We start from the raw sequence: 20,953 nt of genomic DNA on the forward strand, positions 1-20,953 counted from the left end.
GCCGGGTGGCATGGCACCCGGCGGGCGGTACGAGTGATCCCGATAACGTGGCGGGGTGACCGATGACCCGCTCGCCCCACTGCTCGCCCTCGCCGATGTCGCCGCTGCCGTGGAGCGGGCCCGCGAGCGCTTCGACCAGGCCCAGCGGCACCGCGCCCTGCGCCGGCACGGCGGTCGGGTGGCCGCGGAGGTCAGCCTCCGCTGCGCGGTGGCCAGCGCCGCCCTCGAGGGGCACACCCATGATCGCGAGGAGGTTCGTGCCGGCACCGTCACCGAGCCGGTGCTGCAGGGCGCGCTGCGGGTCGCCGGGGCGCTGCCCGGGCTGACCGACCTCTGGCCGAAGGCACCCCGGCAGGCGCTCGCGAAGCTGCACGTGCTCGCCGCGCGGGAGCTGGTGCCGGAGACCGACCTGGGGCGCCCGGTGCCCGACGCGGTTGTGGCGGCTCGGCTGGACGGGCTGGCCGCCCTGGTGGCCGGGGGAAGCGCGGCGCCGCCACTGGTGCTCGCCGCGGTTGTCCACGGCGAGCTGTTGAACCTGCGGCCCTTCGCCGGCCCGTCCGGGGTGGTCGCCCGCGGTGCCGCCCGGCTGGTGCTGATGTCCCGGGGCGTTGACCCGCGGGGCCTGCTCGCCGTGGACGTCGGGCATCGGGAGCGGGAGCCGGAGTACGTCGGCTCGGCCGGGGCCTTCGCCACCGGAACCCCGGACGGGCTTCGCTCGTGGCTGCGGCACTACCTGAGCGTCGTCGAGGTGGGCGCCGACCAGCTCACCGCGATCGGCGATGAGGTGCTCGCCGCGACGCCGTAACCCCTCCTCGCCCGACTCACCCTGCCCCGATCCGACACGCAGCCGGCTGCGGTGGTCAGGTCGTCGGGGCGGTCCGGGTCCGACGGTGCCGGCCGTACCAGGCGATGCCGATCGCCACGCCAACCCCGACGCCGAGCGCGGCGGCGGCGACCGGCACGGCGGGGCGATCCCGCAACCGTCGCCCCAGTGGAATCGGGTGCCGGAACTCCAGCACCGGCCAGGAGTTCTCCGCGGCGAGCTTGCGGAGCTGGCGGTCCGGGTTGACCGCGGTCGGATGGCCGACGCACTCCAACAACGGCCGGTCCGTGTACGAGTCCGAGTAGGCGTACGAGCCGCTGAGGTCGTAGCCCCGCGCGAGCGCCAGTTCGCCCACCGCGTCCACCTTGGCCGGGCCGGCCGCGTAGAACTCGATCTCCCCGCTGTAGTGGCCGTCCACCACGGCCATCCGAGTGGCGATCACATCGGTCACCCCGAGCAGCGCCCCGATCGGCCGGACCATCTCGTCTCCGGAGGCCGAGACGAGCACGACGTCCCGGCCGGCCGCCTGGTGCTCCTCGATCAGGGCAGCGGCTTCGGCGTACACGTAGGGGTTGATCAGCTCGTGGAGGGTCTCCGCGACGAGCTGGCGGACCTGCTCCACCTGCCAGCCCTTGCACAGCTCGGCGAGGTAGTCCCGGGTCCGGGCCATGGTCTGCTCGTCGGAGCCGCCCAGCCGGAACATCAGCTGCGCGTATGCCGACTTGACAACGTCTCGTCGGGTTATCAGCCCGTCTCGGTAGAACGGCCGACCGAACGCCAGTGCACTTGACTTGGCGATGACGGTCTTATCCAGATCGAAAAAAGCGGCGCTTCGGCCCACGGCGCGCAAGTCTAGCCCGATGGTCTATCGTCTGCGGGGGCCCGGGTCCGTCAACCCCTCGGACGGGTGCGATGCGATCGATTCCAGCCCCGTTTTGAGTGACCGCGTTCACACCTCTGGGCAGAATTTCAGCGGGGAGTGGAGGCGGCGCCACTCGACGTAACCAGGTTCGCTCAGGCAGACTGTCGACACAACAGGTGTTCATCTTTCGGACAACCGGCAAACTCTCGGCGGTTGCGCCCCCGTGACCGCTGAGCGGTTCGGCTCGCCCCCCCCGGAGCCGGACCCGACGACCCCCGTCTTCCCCCCGACGGGGGTCGTCCCTTTGTAGGCGTGATGGCGCCTCGCACCGGGCCACCGGCACAAGCAGCGATCGCGGGGTCGGCCGCCGCTGCGGGCATAGCAGATCAACTATCTCGGTGGAATCTGTCCACAGATGCCGTGCTCATCCACAGGTCGGCAGCCGGTGTCGCCCTCGGGTCAGTCGGACGGCGCAGGCTTCCGGATCAGCGAAGCCCGAGCCGACTGCTGGAGGCCGTGATGCCACCTCGCCCCGCCGTACCACCTCCGCGCCGCCTGCCCCTTCTCGTGACCTCCGACAACGTGCTCCTCGACGACCTGCTGCGGCTCGCCGCGGCCGGTGGCGTTGAAGTCGACCTCGCACCGGATCCGGTGGCCGCCCGGTCCCGCTGGTCCCCCGCGCCGTTGGTCCTGGTCGGCAGCGACCAGGCACAGCCATGCCTCCGGGCGCGGCTGCCGCACCGGCGGCGGTTGGTACTGGTCGGTCACGCGGGGCACCTTGACCCCGGCCGGGATGTGGCCGACCTGATGGGTGCCGAATTCGTTGCCGTCCTGCCCGCGGCCGAGCCCTGGCTGGTCGACCGGTTCGTCGAGTGCGGCCCGGAACAACCTGACCCGGTAGCGGCCCGGGCCGTCGCCGTCCTCGGCGGACGGGGCGGTGCCGGCGCCAGCGTCCTCGCTGGCGGGCTCGCTGTCACGGCGGCCCGCTCCCGCCTACGGACGCTGCTGGTTGACGCAGACCCGCTCGGGGGTGGGCTGGATCTGGTGCTCGGCTGGGAACAACTGGGCGGATTGCGCTGGCCCGCGCTTACCGACGCCGACGGCCGGGTGGACGCCGCGTCGCTGGTGCGGGCCCTGCCCAGCCGGGGCGACCTGGTGGTCCTCTCGTGGGATCGAGGTGATCTACGGTCGTTGCCGACCGTGGCGATGGCGGCGACCCTCGACGCGGCCCGGCGGGCTCGTGACGTGGTCGTGGTTGACCTGCCCCGGCACCTGGATGACGCGGCGGTAACCGCCCTGCAGTCGGTCGACCGGGCCTTCGTCGTGGTACCCGCCGAACTCCGCGCCACCGCTGCTGCTGCTCGGGTGGTCAGCGTCGCAGCACCGCACTGCGCCGACCTCTCCCTGATCGTCCGTGGCCCCGCCCCCGGCCGGCTCAAGGCCACCGAACTCGCGCGGACGCTCGGGTTGCCGTTGGCCGGAACGGTGCGTCTGGAGCCGGCGCTCGGCCGCGGCCTGGAACGGGGTGAAGCGCCGGCGGCGGACGGGCGGGGCCCACTGGCCGCCCTGTGCCAACGGCTCCTCAACGAACTGACCGGTACGGCGCCGGGTGCGGCATGACCACGGCGGACGATGGCCTCGCCGCGCGAGTCCGACAGCGAATCGCATCCCTCTCAACCCCGGTCACTCCGGCGGCGATCGTCTCCGCCGTACGCGCCGAGCCGGCCGCCGCGGTGCTCGGCGACACCACGCTGCTTCGCCTCGCCGACCGGGTGCACGACGACCTGGTGGGCGCCGGCCCACTGGCCCCGCTGTTGGCCGACCCGAGGGTCACCGATGTTCTGGTGAACAAGATTCACGTCTGGGTTGACCGGGGGGAGGGCCTGAAAGCGGTCGCGGTGCCGGTGGGCTCGGTGGACGACGTCCGCCGGCTCGCGCAGCGACTCGCGGCGAGCGCGGGCAGGCGGCTGGACGACGGCTCACCGTACGTGGACGCGCGGCTCGCCGACGGCACCCGGCTACATGCGGTCCTGCCACCGGTGGCCACCGACGGTCCGTACCTATCCCTGCGGACCTTCCGGCAGCGACCGTTCACGCTTGAAGAACTGGCCGGTCAGGGGGCCGTGCCGCAGGCAGTCGCCCCGGTGCTGGCCGCAGTGGTGGCGGCCCGGCTCGCGTACCTCGTGATCGGCGGCACCGGTTCCGGCAAGACCACATTGCTCAACACGCTACTCGGCCTCGTTCCCGGCACGGAACGGATCGTGCTGGTGGAGGACGCGGCTGAGCTGCATCCGGCACATCCGCACGTCGTCGGGTTGCAGGCGCGCACGGCGAATGTGGAGGGAGTCGGCGCGGTGGGCCTGACCGACCTGGTCCGGCAGGCGCTGCGGATGCGACCGGACCGCCTCGTCGTCGGCGAGTGCCGGGGCCGGGAGGTCGTGGACCTGTTGGTGGCGATGAATACCGGTCACGAGGGAGGCGCCGGGACGCTGCATGCCAACGCCCCCGCGGATGTGCCGGCTCGACTCGAGGCACTCGGTCTCCTCGGTGGATTGCCCCGGCCCGCACTGCACGCCCAGGTTGCGGCGGCACTCCAGGTGGTGCTGCATGTACGCCGCGCGGATCGGGGGCGGGTGCTGGATTCCATCTGCCTGCTCCTGCCGGATGGCCCTGATCAGCTGGTCAGGGCGGTTCCGGCCTGGGGGCGTGCTGGTGGGCCCGGACCAGCGGCCCGGGCGCTGGCCGAGCTGCTGGGCGAGCGGAAGGTGGCGGTGCCACCGATCCTGCGGGAGCCCCAGCCGAGTCCGGCAGGTGTGGGATGACCCCGGCACAACTCCTGCTACCGCTGCTCTTGGTCGCCCTGACGGTGGTCGCGGCTTGGTTGTTGACCCGGCTCGCCCGGCAACGGGTCCAGACCAGCAGCGACTCGGGTGCCGCTGACGACCCACTGGTGACCTGGGTGGCCAGCCTGCGGCACCGCAGCCCGCCGCCCGGACCTGGGCGCGGGGTGGAACGGGATGTGGCGCGGTCAAAGCCGGCCGTGACGCGGCCCCAGCAGCGCGGGCAGGACCGTTCGGCAGGGCCGCCACCCCGGCGTGACTCGAGGCGTCCGAGCAGGATGACTCACCCGATGCCTGGTGCCCGCCAGGGTGGCTCGGTCTCCGGTGCGTGGAGCGCGGGTTCCCCGCCACGTTCGGCCTGGTATCACCCCCTGGCGGCGACACCCCGAACCACGCTGCTGCTCTCGGGCGTCCTGGCTGCCGCCGTGGGTGCCCTGCTGGGCGGTTCGGTCGCCGCTGTGGTCACCGGCGCGTACGGCACGCTGGGAGTCCGGGCGATGCTGCGACGGCGGGCGACCCGGCAGGCCGACGAGCTTCGCCGCCGGCACCTCGACCAGCTCTGTGATCTCGCCGCTGACCTGCGCGCCGGTCTGCCCGTGGGCCAGTCCACGGCGCTGTCGACGGCCGGAGGTTCGGGCGGCACCCTGATCCGGGCGGCTGTCCGGCTCACTGATCGTACCGGTGCGCCCCTCGCCGACCTGCTGGATCGGATCGACGTGGACGCCCGCGCCGCTGACCGGGGCCGGGCCACGGCAGCAGCGCAGGCGGCCGGGGCGCGGGCGACCGCCTGGCTGCTCGCGGCGCTTCCGATCGGTGGCATCGGCCTGGGGTACGGCATCGGTGTTGACCCGGTCGCGGTGCTACTGCACTCGGCGGTCGGCGGTAGCTGCGCGGTCCTCGCTGTCATGCTCCAGGTCGCCGGGTTGTTCTGGACGGAGCGGCTCACCACGGTCCGCGGCGGGGAGATCGGATGACCCGCCGGTGCTGACTGCCGAGCGGTGGGCCGCGCCAGCCCTGCTGGGCAGACTCGGATGGAGAGGGCGTCGTCCGGTCCGTCGGTTGCGCGACCTCGACCGGATCCCGCCCGGCCCGCCGCTGATCAGACCGGCGGGCGCGACCCTGGGGGAGTCCCGCCACCGGCGACGCGCGATTCGGCTCGTCGCAGTGCTCGCGGCTGTGGCGCTCGCGGTGCTGGCCGGTGGAGTGCCGGGCCTGCTCGGAGCCCCGCCCGTCGCGGTGCTGCTCGACCGCCTGCTTCGTCGGGTCGAGTCGCCGGCGGTCCGGGAGCGGCGCCGACGGGAGCAGGCGGCCCTGCCGCTCGCCGCTGACCTGCTCGCGTCGGCGATGCGCGCCGGCGCCCCGGTCGACCGTTCGGTACTGGCGGTGGCGGAGGCGCTCGACGGGCCCCTCGCCGAGCGCCTCGCCCGGGTCGGGCGCCTTCTTCGCCTCGGAGCGGAGCCCGTGGAGGCCTGGTCATCGCTTGCGGCGGTGCCCGGCGCCGAGCGTCTGGTCGGTGCCGCGCTCCGCTCGGCGACCAGCGGGGCTTCCTTGGCGGGCGCGTTGACCCGTCTCGCCGAGGATCTGCGAGCCGACCGGGCCGCGGCGGCCGAGGCGACAGCCCGCCGGTCCGGGGTGCTGATTGTGCTGCCGTTGGGGCTCTGCTTCCTACCGGCCTTCATACTCGCCGGCCTGGTGCCGGTGATCGTCGCCGTTCTCGGTGACGTGCTCTGACCAATCTCGGGAAAGGACCACGGACATGCGCAGAACCATCGCCCGACTTCGAGGCGACGCCGGGATGAACACCGCCGAGTACGCCGTCGGCACGCTCGCCGCAGTCGCCTTCGCCGGGCTCCTACTCAAGGTGCTTACCTCTGACAGTGTGCAGACCGCGTTGACCGCCGTCATTGACCGGGCACTTCAGTGAGGCGGTGCCGGTGGGCCGGCCGAGACCGGGGATCCTTCACCGCTGAACTGGCGGCCGGCCTGCCGGCATTGCTCCTGCTCCTGTTCGTTGGGCTGACGGCGGTTGACGCGGTGGGCACCAAGGGCACCGCTTTGCATGCGGCACGGGAGGCGGCGGTCGCGGTATCCCGGGGCGCAGATGGGTGGGCCGTGGTCCGCGCGCTCGCCCCACCCGGAGCCAGGGTGTCGATCGACAAAGACGGGCAGCGGGTACGCGTCACTGTTCGCGCCCCGGTCCGGGGCCTCGGGACGCGGATTCCCCGACTGACGGTCACGGCGACGACCGTGGCCGCGGTCGAACCCGGCCCTGAACCGTTCCCGCCGGTCGAAGCTGTCGTCGGTGGATCCGGAGTAGGAGGGTGACCGGCGCTGGCAGCGGGGGTCGTCGCCCCGCCGGTCGGGACAGGAGGGCTTGGTCGGGGCAGCGGGCGACCGGCGAGAAATGGAGGCGGCTGTGCGCTGGTGGCGATCGGGGCGGTGCCACGGTCCTGCTGCTCGCGGTTGGCGTCGCATTCGTCATCTTCGGGGTGGCGGGCATGGCGGTTGGGGTGGCTCGGGTGGCCCGACAGCAGGCAGGTGTCGCGGCGGACCTGGGTGCGCTCGCTGGGGCGGCAGACGCCGTGCTCGGGGTCACCACCGCGTGTGGGTCGGCCCGGGCGATCGTGACCGCAAATGGCGGCCGGCTCGTCGACTGCCGGCTCGACGGGCTGGACCTGCTGGTCACCGTGGAGGTGACCGCCACCGTGTTGCCGGGCCTGGTCCGGGCCGCGACGGGGCGGGCCCGAGCCGGCCCGCTACGTGGCTGAGCACACGCGTACCCCCGGCAGGCCCGCTGGCCGCAGTGGACGTGAACGTGCCCGGGGAGCACCAGGTCGCCGGGGCCGACGTCCCGGTGTCGGTGACCGTCGCCCCTCGCCGGGGGCCGGCCCGATTGTCCGCCGGTGCGGGTGGCGCCAGCCGCAGGTGAGCGTGGCCGTCGAGGACTGGTCGCGCCAACGGATCAGCGGGACTGGAGTGCGTCCAGTCCGATCGCCATGGCGATGACCAGCCGACGATCGAGCTGTGGGTTGTGGATCTGCACGACGTACCGGTCGCGGAGCCCCCACTTCTTCACGACCGAGAAGGCCGGCTGGCCGTCGGCGCCGAAATCGAAGTGGTAGGGCAGCCAGGACAGCGCATCGACGAAACGGCGGAGCAGAGCGACCGGCAGGGACCGTTCCGCCCCGGTGAGCTGGGGCAGACCGCCCTGCTCAAGATGCCATGTGGAGCGCAGCAGGGACTGGGCGAAGTCTTTGCGGAACAGACCGATCGGGTTGCCGGCAGGATCGGTGACGTCGTAGGTGGCGCCCAGGTCGAGGCGCTGCCGTGCCTTGAATCCGAGTAACGGCTGCTGCTGTGTGTCGTCGGTGTAGATGGTCACCTGCTCCTTGAAGGCGAGCCGTTTCTGCTGGGCGAACGCCAGCAGACCCCCCTCCGAGCCGTCCGGTGCGACGGCGTGCACCTGGTACTGGTTGACGACCATCCGGATTCGCTGGCGGATGTGGAACTGCTGGTGAGCCTGAAGGGCATCGGGGTGCATGAATTCCTTTCGGTTCAGTCGGGCTGGAGCGGGGCAGGGGTGGTCGGCGCTCCGCGCGTCGCCGGTGCGCGGAGCGCGGGCCCGTTGACGAGTCAGGACGCCCGGCTGGCCTGAGCCACTCCGGATGGCAGGTTGGCCAGCACGATGTCGAGGACCCGGACCGCGCCCGCCTTGGACAGCGGGTTGTTGCCATTACCGCACTTCGGGGACTGGACGCAGGACGGGCAGCCGGACTCGCAGCCGCACTCCGCGACCACGTCCCGGGTCGCCCGCAGCCACGTCGCCGCCGTCCCGTACGCCCGCTCGGCGAAGCCGGCCCCACCGGAGTGGCCGTCGTAGACGAAGACGGTCGGCGCCCCGGTGTCGGGGTGAGCCGCGGTGGACAACCCGCCGATGTCCCACCGGTCGCAGGTGGCGGTCAGTGGCAGCAACCCGATCGCGGCGTGCTCGGCCGCGTGCAGCGCGCCTGGCACGTCGGCCGGGTCGACTCCGCCCGCGGTGAGGGATTCCGGCGAGAGCGTGAACCAGACCGCCACGGTCCGCAGCTCCCGGGCCGGCAGGTCCAGGGGGCGGGTGTCGATGATCTCGCCGGTGGCGATCCGGCGCCGCTGGTAGGACACGACCTGGCTGGTCACGTCGACCTCACCGAGGAAGAGCCCGACCGGCCCGGCGTCCACGTACGACCGGACCGCCACCACCGACAGCGACGTGACATCACGGGCGTGGGTGGACCAGTCCGGCTCCTCGGGGTGCACCAGTGCGCACCCGTCGGCGAGGTCGAGGGTGTCGACCACGTACGAGATGCCCTGATGCAGGTAGACCGCCCCGGGGTGCAGCAGGAAGTGTGACGACCCGCCGTCGACCGTGCCGAGGAGTCGCCCGGTCGCGGTCTCCACCACGCAGATCGGGGCGCCGTCTCCACCACGGAGCTCCACCTGGGGGCGCTCTCGGTGGCGCCAGTACCACCCGGTGGGGCGCTGCCGGAGCGCACCGGCCTCGACCAGGGCGTCCACCGCCTCTTTCGCACCCTCCCCGAACAGGTCCAGGTCGGCCGGGGTGAGTGGCGCCTCGGCTGCGGCGCAGGCGAGCTGCGGCCTGAGCACGTACGGATTGGTGGGGTCGAGCACGGTCGCCTCGACCGGGGTCCCGAAGACTGCCTCGGGGTGGTGGACGAGGTAGCTGTCGAGCGGGTCGTCCCGGGCCACCAGCACCGCCAGCGCCTCCTGGCCGGAGCGACCGGCCCGTCCCGCCTGCTGCCAGAGCGAGGCGCGGGGGCCGGGGTAGCCGCAGATCAGCACCGCGTCCAGCCCGACCAGGTCGACGCCGAGCTCGAGGGCGTTGGTCGAGGCCAGTCCGCGCAGTTCACCGCTGAGGAGGGATCGTTCCAGCTCGCGTCGCTCCTCCCGGAGGTAGCCGGCGCGGTAGGCGGCCACCTGGTCACCCAGCCCGGAGAACGCCTCGTCGAGGGCCCGCCGGGCGTTGGCGGCCACCGCCTCGGCCCCCCGTCGGGACCGGACGAAGGCGAGCGTGCGGACCCCCGCGGCCACCGCGTCGGCGAGCAGGTCGGCGGTTTCGCGCAGCGCGGATCGTCGCACCGGCGCGAGGTCGGTGTCGTCGGGGGAGTTGGTCGGGGCGGGCAGCGTCGGCGGCTCCCACAGCGCGAAGGTCACTCCGCCGTGGGGCGAGGTGTCTGCGGTGACCGCCGCCACGGGCAGGCCGGTGAGCCGTTCGGCTGTCGCGGCCGGGTCACCCGAGGTGGCGGAGGCCAGCACGAAGACCGGCGTACGGCCGATCCGGGTGCACTGCCGGCGCAGCCGGCGCAGCACATGTGCGACCTGCGAGCCGAAGACGCCCCGGTAGCTGTGGCACTCGTCCACCACCACGTACGCGAGCCGGCGGAGGAACCGCTGCCACTGGGCGTGACCGGGCAGGATGCCGTGGTGCAGCATGTCGGGGTTGGTCAGCACGAACCGCGCGTGCTGCCGGATCCACTCCCGTTCGGCTCGGGGGGTGTCTCCGTCGTAGCAGGCGGGGCGCACGCCGTCCAGCTCCAGCTCGGTGATGGCCCGGAGCTGGTCAACAGCGAGTGCCTTGGTGGGAGCGAGGTAGAGCACGGTGGCGCGGGCGTCGGTGAGCAGTGTCGACAGCGCCGGTAGCTGGTAGGCCAGGGACTTGCCGGACGCGGTGCCGGTGGCGACGACGACGTGGTTGCCGGTGTGGGCGAGGTTGGCGGCTTCGGCCTGGTGCTGCCAGGGTGCCGCCACGCCCTGCCGGGTCAACGCCGCCTGCAGGTCCGTCGGGACCCAGCTGGGCCAGGGCGCGGGCTCGCCGGCGCGGGCGGGTACCCGTTCGACGTGGGTTACCGGGTCGGTGTCGTGTCGGGCGCGGAGCTGACCCAGCAGCTCTATCGGGGACGGCCCGGGGGCTGCGGCCCGGGCAGTCGCGGGTGACCCCGGCCGGCCGGGGCGCCGCGGCTGGGGCGCCGGGCTGTCGGAGGTCACGTCTACACACTCGCACGGGTGTTCGGGGATGGGTAGCGTTGGTCCGGGGGCTGAGGTGTCTGCCGCCGGGGCGCTGCTGGTAGCCAGTATTACCGGTGGTGATGGTTGAATGCCCGGGGAGAGTTTACGGCTCTTGCGAGGAGGGTCTGATGGAGCTGTCGCTGGCGACGCGCACCGTGGGGGAGTTTGCGGTGGTCGTGGTCGGCGGTGAGGTGGATGTCTACACGGCCCCGCAGCTCCGGGAGAACCTGTTCGAGTTGATCGATGCCGGGGTTGAGCATGTCGTGGTTGACCTGGGCAGAGTCGACTTCCTCGACTCCACCGGGCTTGGCGTGCTGGTGGGTGTCCTCAAACGGCTGCGGACCGCCGGTGGATCCTTCGCGTTGGTCTGCGACCGGGAGCCGCTGCTGAAGATCTTCCGGATCACCGCGCTTGACCAGGTTTTCCCGCTGTATCCGACGGTTGACGCGGCGACCGGCGTGTGATGGCCGTGGTCCGTCTCTCCTTTTCACCCGCGCCGGTGCATGTTCGCACGGCGCGGCTGGTTGGTGTCGCCGTGGCGCGGCGCGCGGGGGTCCGGCAGAGCCTGCTGGACGAGGTGCGGCTGGCGATCGGTGAGGCGTGCACCCGGGCGGTGGCGCTGCACCAGCAGCACAACCTCTCCGACCCGGTGCGGGTGGAGATGTCCGATGACGGGACGTATGCCGTCCGGGTGGTGGACCGGGCGCCGATCGAGGCCGGAGCCGATCTTGCGGCGTTACCGCCGTACGAACTGGCCCGGGAGCAGCTCAGCGAGGACGTGTTGACCACGGGCGTCGGATTCGCGCTGCTCGCCGGCTTCGTCGATGACCTCCTGGTGCGTCCGGCGGACGGGGGCATCGGCACCGAGGTGCAGATGGTGTGGCCGCTCGAGCACTGAGCGCGTTGGAGCGCCGCCCGGCTTCACCTCTGTCAGAACGTACCGCTACTGCCCGGGATTGATCCCGCTCTGGGCCCGGGCCGGGGTCGGGCTGCCTGTCCACTTGATCTCGATCGGCGTTGCGCCATATCAGAGTTTCTCCCGTAGCACAGCGACGAAGATCATTCCGACACGATGACCACCAGGTGTGACCTCGGACACTGCGGAGGGCTACAGTACCCGGGTTGTCAGCAAGTGAACCCTTCCGCAGCCAGCGGGGACGGTGCTCCAACGCTGGTCCGCTCGGTGGGTTGGCGCGTGCTTGCGACACCGCATCCAGGCGTCGGCCCTGCGTCTCCACGGTCGGCGCGAGCGTTCGGTACAGGAGGACACAGATGTCCGACACCTTGGCCGCCGAGGGCGGCGGGATCTCCCTAACCGGGAGCAATGTCACGTACGTGGTTCTCGCCGCCGTGATCGCGGCCGTGGCGCTGGCGTTCGCCGCCGCGCTGACGCGGACCGTGCTGGCCGCCGGCAGGGGCACCACCAATATGCAGGAAATCTCGGGTGCGGTGCAGGAGGGTGCCTCGGCGTACCTGCTCCGGCAGTTCCGTACCCTGGCGATCTTCGTGGTCGTCGCCGTGCTGCTGCTCTTTTTGCTGCCGGTGCACGAGACCGACGGCAGCGAAACCGCGGTGAAGATCGGCCGATCGGCCTTCTTCGTCATCGGCGCACTCTTCAGCGCGTTCATCGGCGGCGCTGGCATGTGGCTGGCGACCCGGGCCAACCTGCGGGTCGCCGCCGCAGCCCGGGATCGGGTGGGTGGCCGGGAGGCCGCCATGCGGATCGCGTTCCGCACCGGTGGCGTCGTCGGCTTCCTCACTGTCGGCCTTGGTCTCCTCGGCGCGGCGCTGGTCGTCCTCTTCTACCGGAGCGACGCCCCGACCGTGCTGGAGGGCTTCGGCTTCGGTGCCGCGCTGCTCGCCATGTTCATGCGGGTCGGCGGCGGCATCTTCACCAAAGCCGCCGATGTCGGCGCTGACCTGGTCGGCAAGGTGGAACAGGGAATCCCCGAGGACGATCCGCGCAACGCCGCCACCATCGCCGACAACGTGGGCGACAACGTGGGCGACTGCGCCGGCATGGCCGCCGACCTGTTCGAGTCGTACGCGGTGACCCTGGTCGCCGCGCTGATCCTCGGCCGGGCCGCCTTCGGTGAGCAGGGGCTGGTCTTCCCGCTGATCGTCTCCGGCATCGGTGTGATCGTCGCGATCATCGGCGTCTTCATCACCCGGCTGCGCACCTCGGACCGCTCCGGGCTGACCGCTATCAACCGGGCCTTCTACGCCTCTGCGCTCATCTCCGCGGTGCTGGTGGCCATCGCCGCCTGGACGTACCTGCCGGCCAGCTTCGCCGAGTTGACCCAGGGACTGGCCGACGTGGACCAGAACCCGCGCGTGGTGGCCATCGGCGCGGTCGTCATCGGTATCGTGCTGGCCGCCGCGATCCAGGCGCTGACCGGCTACTTCACCGAGACCGAACGTCGCCCGGTGCAGGACATCGGCCGCAGCTCACAGACCGGTCCGGCCACCGTCATCCTCGCCGGCATCGGCGTTGGTCTGGAGTCCGCGGTCTACTCGGCGCTGCTGATCGGGGCGGGCGTCTTCGGCGCCTTCCTGCTCGGCGGCAGCTCCATCACGCTGTCGCTGTTCGCGGTCGCGCTGGCCGGTACCGGCCTGCTCACCACGGTCGGCGTCATCGTCGCGATGGACACCTTCGGTCCGATCTCCGACAACGCCCAGGGCGTGGCGGAGATGTCCGGCGACATCGATGCGGACGGCGCCCGCACGCTGACCGAGCTGGACGCGGTCGGTAACACCACCAAGGCGATCACCAAGGGCATCGCGATCGCCACCGCGGTACTGGCCGCGACCGCGCTCTTCGGCTCGTACACCGACACGCTGCGTATCGCGTACGCCGACGCGGGTATCACCGATGTCGGCGGCGAGATCCTGAACTCGCTGAACGTGGCGAACCCGCGGAACCTGGTCGGTCTGATCATCGGCGCCGCGGTGGTCTTCCTCTTCTCCGGGTTGGCCATCAACGCCGTGTCCCGCTCGGCGGGGGCGGTGGTGATGGAGGTTCGCCGGCAGTTCCGGGAACTACCCGGGATCATGGATCGCACCCAGCGCCCCGAGTACGGCAAGGTCGTCGACATCTGCACCCGGGACGCCCAGCGGGAGCTGATGACCCCCGGCCTGCTGGCGATCATGGCGCCGATCGCGGTCGGCTTCGGGCTCGGGCCCGGCGCGCTCGCGTCGTACCTGGCCGGGGCGATCGGTGCCGGCACCCTGATGGCCGTCTTCCTGGCCAATTCCGGCGGCGCCTGGGACAACAGCAAGAAGATGGTCGAGGACGGCGCGTACGGCGGCAAGGGCTCCGAGGCGCACTCCGCGACTGTTATCGGTGACACCGTCGGCGACCCCTTCAAGGACACCGCCGGCCCGGCGATCAACCCACTGCTCAAGGTGATGAACCTGGTCTCGCTGCTGATCGCGCCGGCCGTGGTGGCCTGGAGCGTGGGCGACGACCGCAACACCGGGTTGCGGATCTCGATCGCCGTGGTCGCGACCTTGATCATTGTGGCCGCCGTGCTGTTCAGTAAGCGTCAGGGTGTGTCGATGTCGGATCCCGGCGCGGGCACGGGCAACCCGGAACAACGTCCGGAGGCGGCCCGAGCCTGATCTGTGTACACCGCAGCGCCGCCCGCCCGGCCCGCGTCGGGCGGGCGGCGCTGCGGCTGCCCGGCGAACCTGACCGCTGTGCGGGACGGCGCGACACCGTACGCTGCAACGCATGCGTGTGTCCCGGGCGACAGCCGGAGGGCTGGCGGCGATGCTGGCTGCGGTTGTCCTGACCGCCGGATGCGGTGGTGGGCCGAGCCCCGGGGCGTGGGCGACCTCGGTCTGCTCCGCCCTGACCCCCTGGCGAGCCGAGATCAGGAAGCTCACCAGTAGCACCGACCAGCAGATGACTGCCCAGACCAGTCCGGCTCAGGCCAAGGAGAATCTCGTGCGGCTCTTCGACGGGGCGGCGCGGGCCAGCGAGACGGCGCGGCTCCGGGTGGAGCAGGCCGGCGTCCCCGACGCGGAGCAGGGCGCCGAGGTGTCCGCGCGGGTCCGTACGTCGCTGGCGCAGATGCGGGACGCGTACGCCAAGGCCCGCGACACCATCGACAGCCTCAGCACGAGCCAGTCCACCGCCTTCTACGACGGGGTGCGGGATGCGGTCCAGACCCTGAACCAGGAGTACGAGGCCGGCGTGTTGGATGCCAGCAACCTGAAATCGGAGGAGCTGACCCGCGCCTTCGCCGAGGTCCCCGAGTGCCGTTGACCGGGCCGTTGGACGGGGAGTCGGCGCCGGGGCTCTTCCCGGCGCCCGAGCTGGCCCCGCCCGCCACCCGGGGCGGCACCGACCGGGCCGCGCGTCCGGGTACGGCCGCGGCCCGGGTTGACTCGGCGGATCGTTGGCGACGAGGTCACGACGCGGGTCGTCAGCTCGCCTTCTTCGGCGTCGAGGCCACCGAACCCGCCGTCACCGACCTGGCCGGCCTGCTCGCCGGACCGGCCGAGGGGTCCGTGATGGGGGGCACCGCCCGCCTGGCCCTGGTGGTTGACGCCGCCTGGCGGGTGCACGTGCTGGTCGCCGAGTTGGAGGCGCGACACCTCCCCACGAGCTGGGCGACGGCGGACGGTGGACGGCATACCGTGCGGACGGCGTACACGAGGGTGCTGAAACCGCTCGTGGCGGCGTGGCTGCGCGGCTCGACGAAGCATCCCCCCGACGCCTTCCACCTGGATGGGAGAGGGCTGCGGCTGTGGTTCGTCGCGGCCGGTTCGATGGCGGACTCCGATGTCCTGCTCCGCCTCGGGCCGCCCGCCCACCAGCGGGTGGGGGCGGCGCTCGCCGCGGTGGGGTTGCCCGCGGTGCCGGAGCCGGGCCCGGACGGCCTGGCCTATCGGATCACCGGACGTCGACTGCTGAACCGCTTCGCCGAACTGGTCGGTGACCCGCCCCCCGCGGTGCCCCGGGTGGCCTGGCCGTACCGCGGTTGAGCGGCGGCGCTCGACGCCGTGGCGCCGGCGCGGGCGGCGCGGCAGCTCCTCCGCCGGCACCCCGCCCCGACCGGGTGCGTTGGGTCCCGTTCGTCACGGGAAGCGGTGGTCAGGCCTACGGGCAGTGTACGGTGACGCCGGGTCGGGTCCCTCCGGTGTTTGTCGCCCACGAAACCGGAATCCCGGACGACGCGTTACGTTGGACATCCGGACTGTTGGGGCACCGGCGGGGTCAATGCACCCCGTACCGGACACCACGGCGGTCGCGATGCGGGAGTGAGGTCGGAGAGAGACGTGCCGAGCAATGCTGGAACCACCCGTCTGGTCATCGTCGAGTCCCCGGCGAAGGCCAAGACGATCTCGGGCTACCTCGGCCCGGGGTACGTCGTGGAGGCCAGTTTCGGGCATGTCCGCGACCTACCGCGGAACGCCGCCGATGTGCCGGCGAAGTACAAGGGCGAGGCGTGGGCCCGGCTCGGCGTCGATGTCGACAACGGCTTCCACGCCCTCTACGTCGTCTCCGCCGACCGCCGGCAGCAGATCAGCAAGTTGACCAAGCTGGCCCGGGAGGTTGACGAGATCCTCCTGGCCACGGATGAGGACCGGGAGGGCGAGGCGATCGCCTGGCACCTGGTGGAGACCCTTAAGCCGAAGGTTCCGGTCAAGCGGATGGTCTTCCACGAGATCACCAAAGCGGCGATCCGGGCCGCCGTGGCGAATCCGCGGGAGATCGACCGCGATCTGGTTGACGCCCAGGAGGCCCGTCGCATCCTCGACCGGTTGTACGGCTACGAGGTGTCCCCGGTGCTGTGGAAGAAGGTCATGCCGAAGCTCTCGGCGGGCCGGGTGCAGTCGGTGGCGACCCGCATCGTGGTCGAGCGGGAGCGGCAGCGGATGGCGTTCCGCAGCGCCGAGTACTGGGACATCCTCGCCACGCTCGCCGCCGAACAGCCCGGCGAGGGGCCCCGCGCCTTCACCGCCACCCTGGTCGCGCTCAACGGTGACCGGATCGCCACCGGCAAGGACTTCGAGCCGACCACCGGGCGGGTCCGTCCCGGCGCCGGTGTGGTGCACCTGGACGAGGGTGGGGCCCAGGGGCTGGCCGCCCGGCTGGCGGATCGGCCGTTCACGGTTACCCGGGTCGAGGAGAAGCCATACCGTCGTCGCCCGTACGCGCCCTTCATCACCTCGACGCTGCAGCAGGAGTCGGCTCGTAAGCTGCGTTTCTCCTCGCAGCAGACGATGCGCACCGCGCAGCGGCTCTATGAGAACGGCTACATCACCTATATGCGTACCGACTCGGTGAACCTGTCGGAGACCGCCATCGCCGCGGCCCGTCAGCAGATCGCCGAGCTGTACGGGGAGCGGAGCGTTCCGCCGGAGCCGCGTCGCTACACCGGCAAGGTGAAGAACGCGCAGGAGGCGCATGAGGCGATCCGCCCCGCGGGCGACACCTTCCGCACCCCGGGCGAGCTGCGCAACGAGCTGTCGGTTGAGGAGTACAAGCTCTACGAGCTGATCTGGCGGCGCACCGTCGCCTCCCAGATGACCGATGCCGTGGGCTCCAGCGTCTCGGTGCGGATCCGGGCCGTCACGGCGGCCGGTGAGGAAGCGGACTTCGGCGCCACCGGCAAAACCATCACCGACCCGGGCTTCCTCCGCGCCTACGTGGAGTCCAGCGACGACGAGAACGCCGAGGCGGAGGATGCCGAGCGGCGCCTACCGACGTTGGTGAAGGACCAGCCGCTCACCGCCGAGCAGCTCGCCGCGCAGGAGCACCACACCCAGCCGCCGGCCCGTTACACCGAGGCGTCCCTGGTCAAGGCGTTGGAGGAGCTGGGCATCGGCCGCCCCTCCACCTACGCGTCGATCATGCAGACCATCCAGGACCGGGGGTATGTCGTCAAGCGTGGTCAGGCGATGATTCCGTCGTTCCTGGCCTTCGCCGTGGTCGGGCTGATGGAGCGGCACTACCCACGCCTGATCGACTATGGCTTCACCGCCAGCATGGAGAACGAGCTGGACGAGATCGCCGGTGGCGACCACGCGGCGGTGGATTTCTTAACCGCGTTCTATTTCGGCACCACGAACGGCGCCGGTGACCAGGACATCGCCCGGTCCGGTGGGCTGAAGAAGCTGGTCACCGAGAACCTGAGTGAGATCGACGCGCGGAGCGTCAACTCGATTCCGCTCTTCAGCGACGACCAGGGGCGGCCCGTCGTGGTCCGGGTGGGCCGTTACGGGCCGTACCTGCAGCGGGAGTTGCCCGGGGAGGCGGCCGCCGCCGACGGTGAGGAGGGCGCCGGTCAGGGCGACCGGGCTCCGATTCCGGAGGGGCTGGCCCCGGACGAGTTGACCCCGGAGAAGGTGCACGAGCTCTTCCTCGGCGGTGGTGGTGAGCGCAAGCTCGGGGAGGATCCGGCCACCGGCGAGCCGATTCTGCTCAAGTCGGGCCGGTTCGGCCCCTACGTGGCCAGCGGGGAGCGTAAGTCGTCCCTGCTGCGCTCCCAGTCGCCGGACGCCCTCACCCTCGACGAGGCGCTGCGGCTGCTGACCCTGCCGCGGCTGGTCGGTGTTGACCCGGAGGGCAACGAGGTCCTCGCGAACAACGGCCGCTACGGCCCGTACGTGAAGCGGGGTGAGGAGTTCCGGTCGCTGGAGTCCGAAGAGCAGATGTTCACGGTCACGCTGGACGAGGCGCTGGCGCTGCTGGCCGCCCCGAAGACCCGGCAGCGTCGGGCTCCCGCACCTCCGCTGCGGGAGTTGGGCGTGGACCCGCTGACCGAGAAGCCGCTGGTCATCAAGGATGGCCGGTTCGGGCCGTACGTGACCGACGGGGAGACCAACGCGTCGTTGCGGCGGGGGCAGACGTCGGAGGCGCTGAGCCTGGAGCAGGCGTCGGAGATGCTCGCCGAGAAGCGGGCGAAGGGCCCGGCGCCGCGGAAGAGGGCGGCCAAGAAGGCCGCGCCCGCGAAGAAGGCGACGCCGGCCAAGAAGGCGACAGCGACGAAGAAGGCGGCGACGAAGAAGACCGCCGCGGCGGCCAAGACGACGACGGCGAAGAGCGCCGCGGCCAAGCAGCCGAAGCCGAAGCCGAAGCGGGCGGGCAGCGCGGCGGAGTAACGAATCCGCCGGCCCACGGTCAGCCGAGGCGGCCGGACGGGCCAGGGCGGCGTCAACCGTGGCCGGACGAGCCGGGTGCGGTCAGCCGAGGACGCGGGACAGGTGTTCGCTGGCGAACACCCGGTGCGGGTCGAGCCGGTCGCGGACGGTCTGGAAGCTGTCCCACCTGGGGTAGGCGGGGGCCAGGGAAGCCGCGTCGCGCCAGTGCAGCTTGCCCCAGTGCGGCCGGCCACCAAGCCCTTCGGCCAGCTCTTCGACCGCACGGAAGTACGGCTCGTACGGCATCCCCACGTACTGGTGGACGGCGAGGTACGCGGAGTCCCGGCCGTAGCCGTGCGAGAGCCAGATATCGTCGGCGGCGCTGAACCGGATCTCGACCGGGAAGAGGACTTTGACCGGCAGCCGGTCCACGATCCGACGAAGGTCGGCCAGCGCCGGGGCGAGGGCCGCGCGGGGCAGCGCGTACTCCATCTCGACGAAGCGGACCCGACGTGGGCTACAGAAGACCGTGTCAGAGGGGCCGGTGTAGTGGCGTTCGGTGAGCACCCGCGCGGCGACGGAGCTGATGCCGGGGGCGAGTGCCGGTACGGCCCGGCCCAGCCGGCAGGCCCCGGCGAGAACCGTGTTGGACAGGAACTCGTCATTGAGCCAGCGGTGCCAGCGTGGCAGTGGGCGGTCGTTGACGGGCACCCGGTCGTTGCTCTTGACCTGGACCCGATCGGTGTAGGGAAACCAGTAGAACTCGACGTGGTCGTGTCGCTCGACCAGCTCGGGCAACTCGGCCAGCACCGCGGCCAGCGGCGCGGGCCGCTCGTGGGCGTGCAGGACGAACGCGTCCACACAGCTCAGGGTGACGTCGACCAGGACGCCGAGCGCGCCGAGCGAGACCCGGGCGGCGGCGAAGACATCCGGGTGCTCGTCGGCGGAGCAGTGCAGCACCTCGCCGACGCCGGTGACCAGGGTGAGTGCGGTGACGAAGGTGGACAGGCAGCCGTGTTGGGCGCCGGTACCGTGGGTGCCGGTCGAGATCGCGCCGGCCACCGTCTGCGCGTCGATGTCACCGAGATTGGGCAGGGCCAGTCCGTAGCCGGCGAGCAGCCGGTTGAGGGCGCGCAGCGTGGTGCCGGCGGGTACCGTGACCAGCCGGCGATCGAGATCGACCCGCACGTCGTCGGCCAGGCCCGTCAGCTCCATCCGATGACCGTCGGTCCGGGCGACCGGGGTGAAGGAGTGGCCACTGCCGACCGGGCGGATCCGCTCTCCGGCTGCTACGGCGGCCCGTACCGTCGCCGCGATTTCGGCGCTTGAGGTGGGGCGGAGCAGGCTGGTGGCGGTGTCACGCTGATTGCCGGCCCAGTTGGACCAGGCGCTGACGGAGCTTGCGGTAGCGGCCATGGACGCTCCTCGAAATGAATATGAAGTGACTTCATATCAGGAACGTTGTGCCTGGTAAATACCGTAATCGAGTTCCGCTCGTTGTACCGGTAGTCACGGACTCGTGACGTGCAGATATGTTCATCCGTCGAAGGGGGGTGGCGAGTGTCCACACCAGCCGCCACGACCGGGCCGCTGCGCCGCGTACCGGTGCAGGGTCGAAGTGTCGCTCGGGTCCAGCGAATGTTGGACGCCTGTGCGGAGCTCGTCGACGAGGTGGGGTACGAGGGGCTGACCACGACGCTGCTCGCCGAGCGCGCCGAGGTGGCGATTGGGTCGGTCTACCAGTTCTTCCCGGACAAGCGGGCGATCGTGCAGGCGTTGACCCTGCGCACGATGGAGTCCTATCTCCAGCGGCTCGACGAGAGGTTCGCCTCGAATGACCTGACCCACTGGTGGGATGGGGTTGACGCGGCAATCGACGAGTACATCACGATGCACCGCACCGTTCCCGGGTTCCGTACCCTGCACTTCGGCGACGTGGTCGACCTGCACCTGCTCGATGAGCAGCGGGACAACAACGGGGTGATCGCGGATCAACTCGCCCGCGTCCTCACCGAGCGCTTCGGACTCACCGACGTCCCGGAGCTCCAGTTCCATCTCGAGATCGCGGTCGAGGGCGCTGACGCGCTCATCCAGCTGGCGTTCCGCCGGCGGCAGGAGGGCGATGACCGGGTGCTGGTCGAGGCGAAGGCGTTGATTCGGGAGTACCTGTACCGCCAGGTTGACTCGCGGGGGGGCGTGGACCGGCCGGTGGACGTCGGCCAGCCAGCCTGATCGGTGCCCACCCGCCCGGACCGTGTCAAACCGGTTCGG

At 71.5% G+C, this 20,953-nt stretch carries 19 protein-coding genes; 15 read left to right on the forward strand and 4 right to left on the reverse strand.

Annotation, left to right across the window (positions count from 1 at the left end; genetic code table 11):
• Nucleotides 1-55: 55 nt before the first annotated feature.
• Nucleotides 56-805, forward strand: coding sequence for a Fic family protein (locus tag SALPAC3_RS0117380; RefSeq protein WP_018222479.1), 750 nt, complete (start codon nucleotides 56-58; stop codon nucleotides 803-805).
• Between the two features lie 55 nt (nucleotides 806-860).
• Here the strand turns inward: SALPAC3_RS0117380 and SALPAC3_RS0117385 are convergent, their stop codons facing one another.
• The gene (locus tag SALPAC3_RS0117385) at nucleotides 861-1,664 is read right to left on the reverse strand and encodes an HAD family hydrolase (RefSeq protein ID WP_018222480.1); all 804 of its coding nucleotides are present in this window, start codon (nucleotides 1,662-1,664) and stop codon (nucleotides 861-863) included.
• A 588-nt stretch (nucleotides 1,665-2,252) separates the two neighbouring features.
• Between SALPAC3_RS0117385 and ssd the strand changes: the two genes are divergently transcribed.
• The 7 genes from ssd to SALPAC3_RS0117420 are packed head-to-tail and all read left to right on the forward strand — an operon-like array spanning nucleotide 2,253 to nucleotide 7,293.
• Nucleotides 2,253-3,305, forward strand: coding sequence for a septum site-determining protein Ssd (gene ssd / locus SALPAC3_RS0117390; protein ID WP_018222481.1), 1,053 nt, complete (start codon nucleotides 2,253-2,255; stop codon nucleotides 3,303-3,305).
• On the forward strand, nucleotides 3,302-4,507 hold the full coding sequence (locus SALPAC3_RS0117395; RefSeq protein WP_018222482.1) for a TadA family conjugal transfer-associated ATPase: 1,206 nt from the start codon (nucleotides 3,302-3,304) through the stop codon (nucleotides 4,505-4,507). Before ssd ends, SALPAC3_RS0117395 begins: the two co-directional genes overlap by 4 nt.
• Complete coding sequence (locus SALPAC3_RS0117400) at nucleotides 4,504-5,499, forward strand: type II secretion system F family protein (protein WP_026185667.1); 996 nt, start codon at nucleotides 4,504-4,506, stop codon at nucleotides 5,497-5,499. The genes SALPAC3_RS0117395 and SALPAC3_RS0117400 overlap by 4 nt, the downstream gene beginning before the upstream one ends.
• A gap of 40 nt (nucleotides 5,500-5,539) precedes the next feature.
• Nucleotides 5,540-6,256 carry a type II secretion system F family protein gene (locus SALPAC3_RS0117405; RefSeq protein ID WP_050563750.1) on the forward strand — a complete coding sequence of 239 codons (717 nt, stop codon included), beginning with the start codon at nucleotides 5,540-5,542 and terminating at the stop codon, nucleotides 6,254-6,256.
• A 25-nt stretch (nucleotides 6,257-6,281) separates the two neighbouring features.
• A complete protein-coding gene (locus SALPAC3_RS27360; protein WP_018222484.1) occupies nucleotides 6,282-6,449 on the forward strand; it encodes a DUF4244 domain-containing protein in 168 nt (55 codons plus the stop codon).
• On the forward strand, nucleotides 6,446-6,850 hold the full coding sequence (locus SALPAC3_RS0117415) for a TadE family type IV pilus minor pilin (protein ID WP_018222485.1): 405 nt from the start codon (nucleotides 6,446-6,448) through the stop codon (nucleotides 6,848-6,850). The genes SALPAC3_RS27360 and SALPAC3_RS0117415 overlap by 4 nt, the downstream gene beginning before the upstream one ends.
• A complete protein-coding gene (locus tag SALPAC3_RS0117420; protein ID WP_018222486.1) occupies nucleotides 6,847-7,293 on the forward strand; it encodes an Rv3654c family TadE-like protein in 447 nt (148 codons plus the stop codon). The genes SALPAC3_RS0117415 and SALPAC3_RS0117420 overlap by 4 nt, the downstream gene beginning before the upstream one ends.
• Nucleotides 7,294-7,487: 194 nt before the next feature.
• Here SALPAC3_RS0117420 and SALPAC3_RS0117425 read toward each other — a convergent pair whose 3' ends face one another.
• Nucleotides 7,488-8,066, reverse strand: a complete 579-nt coding sequence (locus tag SALPAC3_RS0117425; RefSeq protein WP_018222487.1) for an LURP-one-related family protein — start codon at nucleotides 8,064-8,066, stop codon at nucleotides 7,488-7,490.
• 92 nt (nucleotides 8,067-8,158) lie between these two features.
• Nucleotides 8,159-10,567 carry a DEAD/DEAH box helicase gene (locus SALPAC3_RS0117430; RefSeq protein WP_018222488.1) on the reverse strand — a complete coding sequence of 803 codons (2,409 nt, stop codon included), beginning with the start codon at nucleotides 10,565-10,567 and terminating at the stop codon, nucleotides 8,159-8,161.
• Between the two features lie 149 nt (nucleotides 10,568-10,716).
• Between SALPAC3_RS0117430 and SALPAC3_RS0117435 the strand changes: the two genes are divergently transcribed.
• The 6 genes from SALPAC3_RS0117435 (at nucleotide 10,717) to topA (ending at nucleotide 18,703) form a co-directional block, all read left to right on the forward strand.
• Entirely contained in the window at nucleotides 10,717-11,052 is a 336-nt protein-coding gene (locus SALPAC3_RS0117435; protein ID WP_018222489.1) for an STAS domain-containing protein, read from the forward strand.
• Entirely contained in the window at nucleotides 11,052-11,486 is a 435-nt protein-coding gene (locus tag SALPAC3_RS0117440; protein ID WP_018222490.1) for an ATP-binding protein, read from the forward strand. The genes SALPAC3_RS0117435 and SALPAC3_RS0117440 overlap by 1 nt, the downstream gene beginning before the upstream one ends.
• A 374-nt stretch (nucleotides 11,487-11,860) precedes the next feature.
• Nucleotides 11,861-14,209: a sodium-translocating pyrophosphatase gene (locus tag SALPAC3_RS0117445; RefSeq protein WP_018222491.1), complete on the forward strand. Its 2,349-nt coding sequence runs from the start codon at nucleotides 11,861-11,863 to the stop codon at nucleotides 14,207-14,209.
• Between the two features lie 112 nt (nucleotides 14,210-14,321).
• Nucleotides 14,322-14,858 carry a hypothetical protein gene (locus SALPAC3_RS0117450; protein ID WP_018811836.1) on the forward strand — a complete coding sequence of 179 codons (537 nt, stop codon included), beginning with the start codon at nucleotides 14,322-14,324 and terminating at the stop codon, nucleotides 14,856-14,858.
• Nucleotides 14,849-15,580 (forward strand): hypothetical protein, encoded by a 732-nt coding sequence (locus SALPAC3_RS0117455; RefSeq protein ID WP_018222493.1) that lies wholly within the window; start codon nucleotides 14,849-14,851, stop codon nucleotides 15,578-15,580. Before SALPAC3_RS0117450 ends, SALPAC3_RS0117455 begins: the two co-directional genes overlap by 10 nt.
• A gap of 294 nt (nucleotides 15,581-15,874) precedes the next feature.
• Nucleotides 15,875-18,703 carry a type I DNA topoisomerase gene (topA, locus tag SALPAC3_RS0117460; protein WP_018222494.1) on the forward strand — a complete coding sequence of 943 codons (2,829 nt, stop codon included), beginning with the start codon at nucleotides 15,875-15,877 and terminating at the stop codon, nucleotides 18,701-18,703.
• Between the two features lie 81 nt (nucleotides 18,704-18,784).
• Here the strand turns inward: topA and SALPAC3_RS0117465 are convergent, their stop codons facing one another.
• Nucleotides 18,785-20,098 (reverse strand): D-arabinono-1,4-lactone oxidase, encoded by a 1,314-nt coding sequence (locus tag SALPAC3_RS0117465; protein WP_018222495.1) that lies wholly within the window; start codon nucleotides 20,096-20,098, stop codon nucleotides 18,785-18,787.
• 222 nt (nucleotides 20,099-20,320) lie between these two features.
• Here SALPAC3_RS0117465 and SALPAC3_RS0117470 point away from each other — a divergent pair, with 222 nt between their 5' ends.
• Nucleotides 20,321-20,914, forward strand: a complete 594-nt coding sequence (locus SALPAC3_RS0117470; protein WP_018222496.1) for a TetR/AcrR family transcriptional regulator — start codon at nucleotides 20,321-20,323, stop codon at nucleotides 20,912-20,914.
• Nucleotides 20,915-20,953 lie beyond the last annotated feature (39 nt).

Source organism: Salinispora pacifica DSM 45544, assembly GCF_000378845.1.
GTDB lineage: Bacteria > Actinomycetota > Actinomycetes > Mycobacteriales > Micromonosporaceae > Micromonospora > Micromonospora pacifica.

Excerpts from the sequence above, each read along its gene's own strand:
- SALPAC3_RS0117425 (WP_018222487.1), bottom strand. The coding sequence starts at position 8,066 with ATGCACCCCGATGCCCTTCAGGCTCACCAGCAGTTCCACATCCGCCAG.
- SALPAC3_RS0117440 (WP_018222490.1), top strand. The coding sequence starts at position 11,052 with ATGGCCGTGGTCCGTCTCTCCTTTTCACCCGCGCCGGTGCATGTTCGC.
- SALPAC3_RS0117465 (WP_018222495.1), bottom strand. The coding sequence starts at position 20,098 with ATGGCCGCTACCGCAAGCTCCGTCAGCGCCTGGTCCAACTGGGCCGGC.
- SALPAC3_RS0117400 (WP_026185667.1), top strand. The coding sequence starts at position 4,504 with ATGACCCCGGCACAACTCCTGCTACCGCTGCTCTTGGTCGCCCTGACG.
- SALPAC3_RS0117435 (WP_018222489.1), top strand. The coding sequence starts at position 10,717 with ATGGAGCTGTCGCTGGCGACGCGCACCGTGGGGGAGTTTGCGGTGGTC.
- SALPAC3_RS27360 (WP_018222484.1), top strand. The coding sequence starts at position 6,282 with ATGCGCAGAACCATCGCCCGACTTCGAGGCGACGCCGGGATGAACACC.
- SALPAC3_RS0117450 (WP_018811836.1), top strand. The coding sequence starts at position 14,322 with ATGCGTGTGTCCCGGGCGACAGCCGGAGGGCTGGCGGCGATGCTGGCT.
- SALPAC3_RS0117395 (WP_018222482.1), top strand. The coding sequence starts at position 3,302 with ATGACCACGGCGGACGATGGCCTCGCCGCGCGAGTCCGACAGCGAATC.
- SALPAC3_RS0117470 (WP_018222496.1), top strand. The coding sequence starts at position 20,321 with ATGTTGGACGCCTGTGCGGAGCTCGTCGACGAGGTGGGGTACGAGGGG.
- SALPAC3_RS0117445 (WP_018222491.1), top strand. The coding sequence starts at position 11,861 with ATGTCCGACACCTTGGCCGCCGAGGGCGGCGGGATCTCCCTAACCGGG.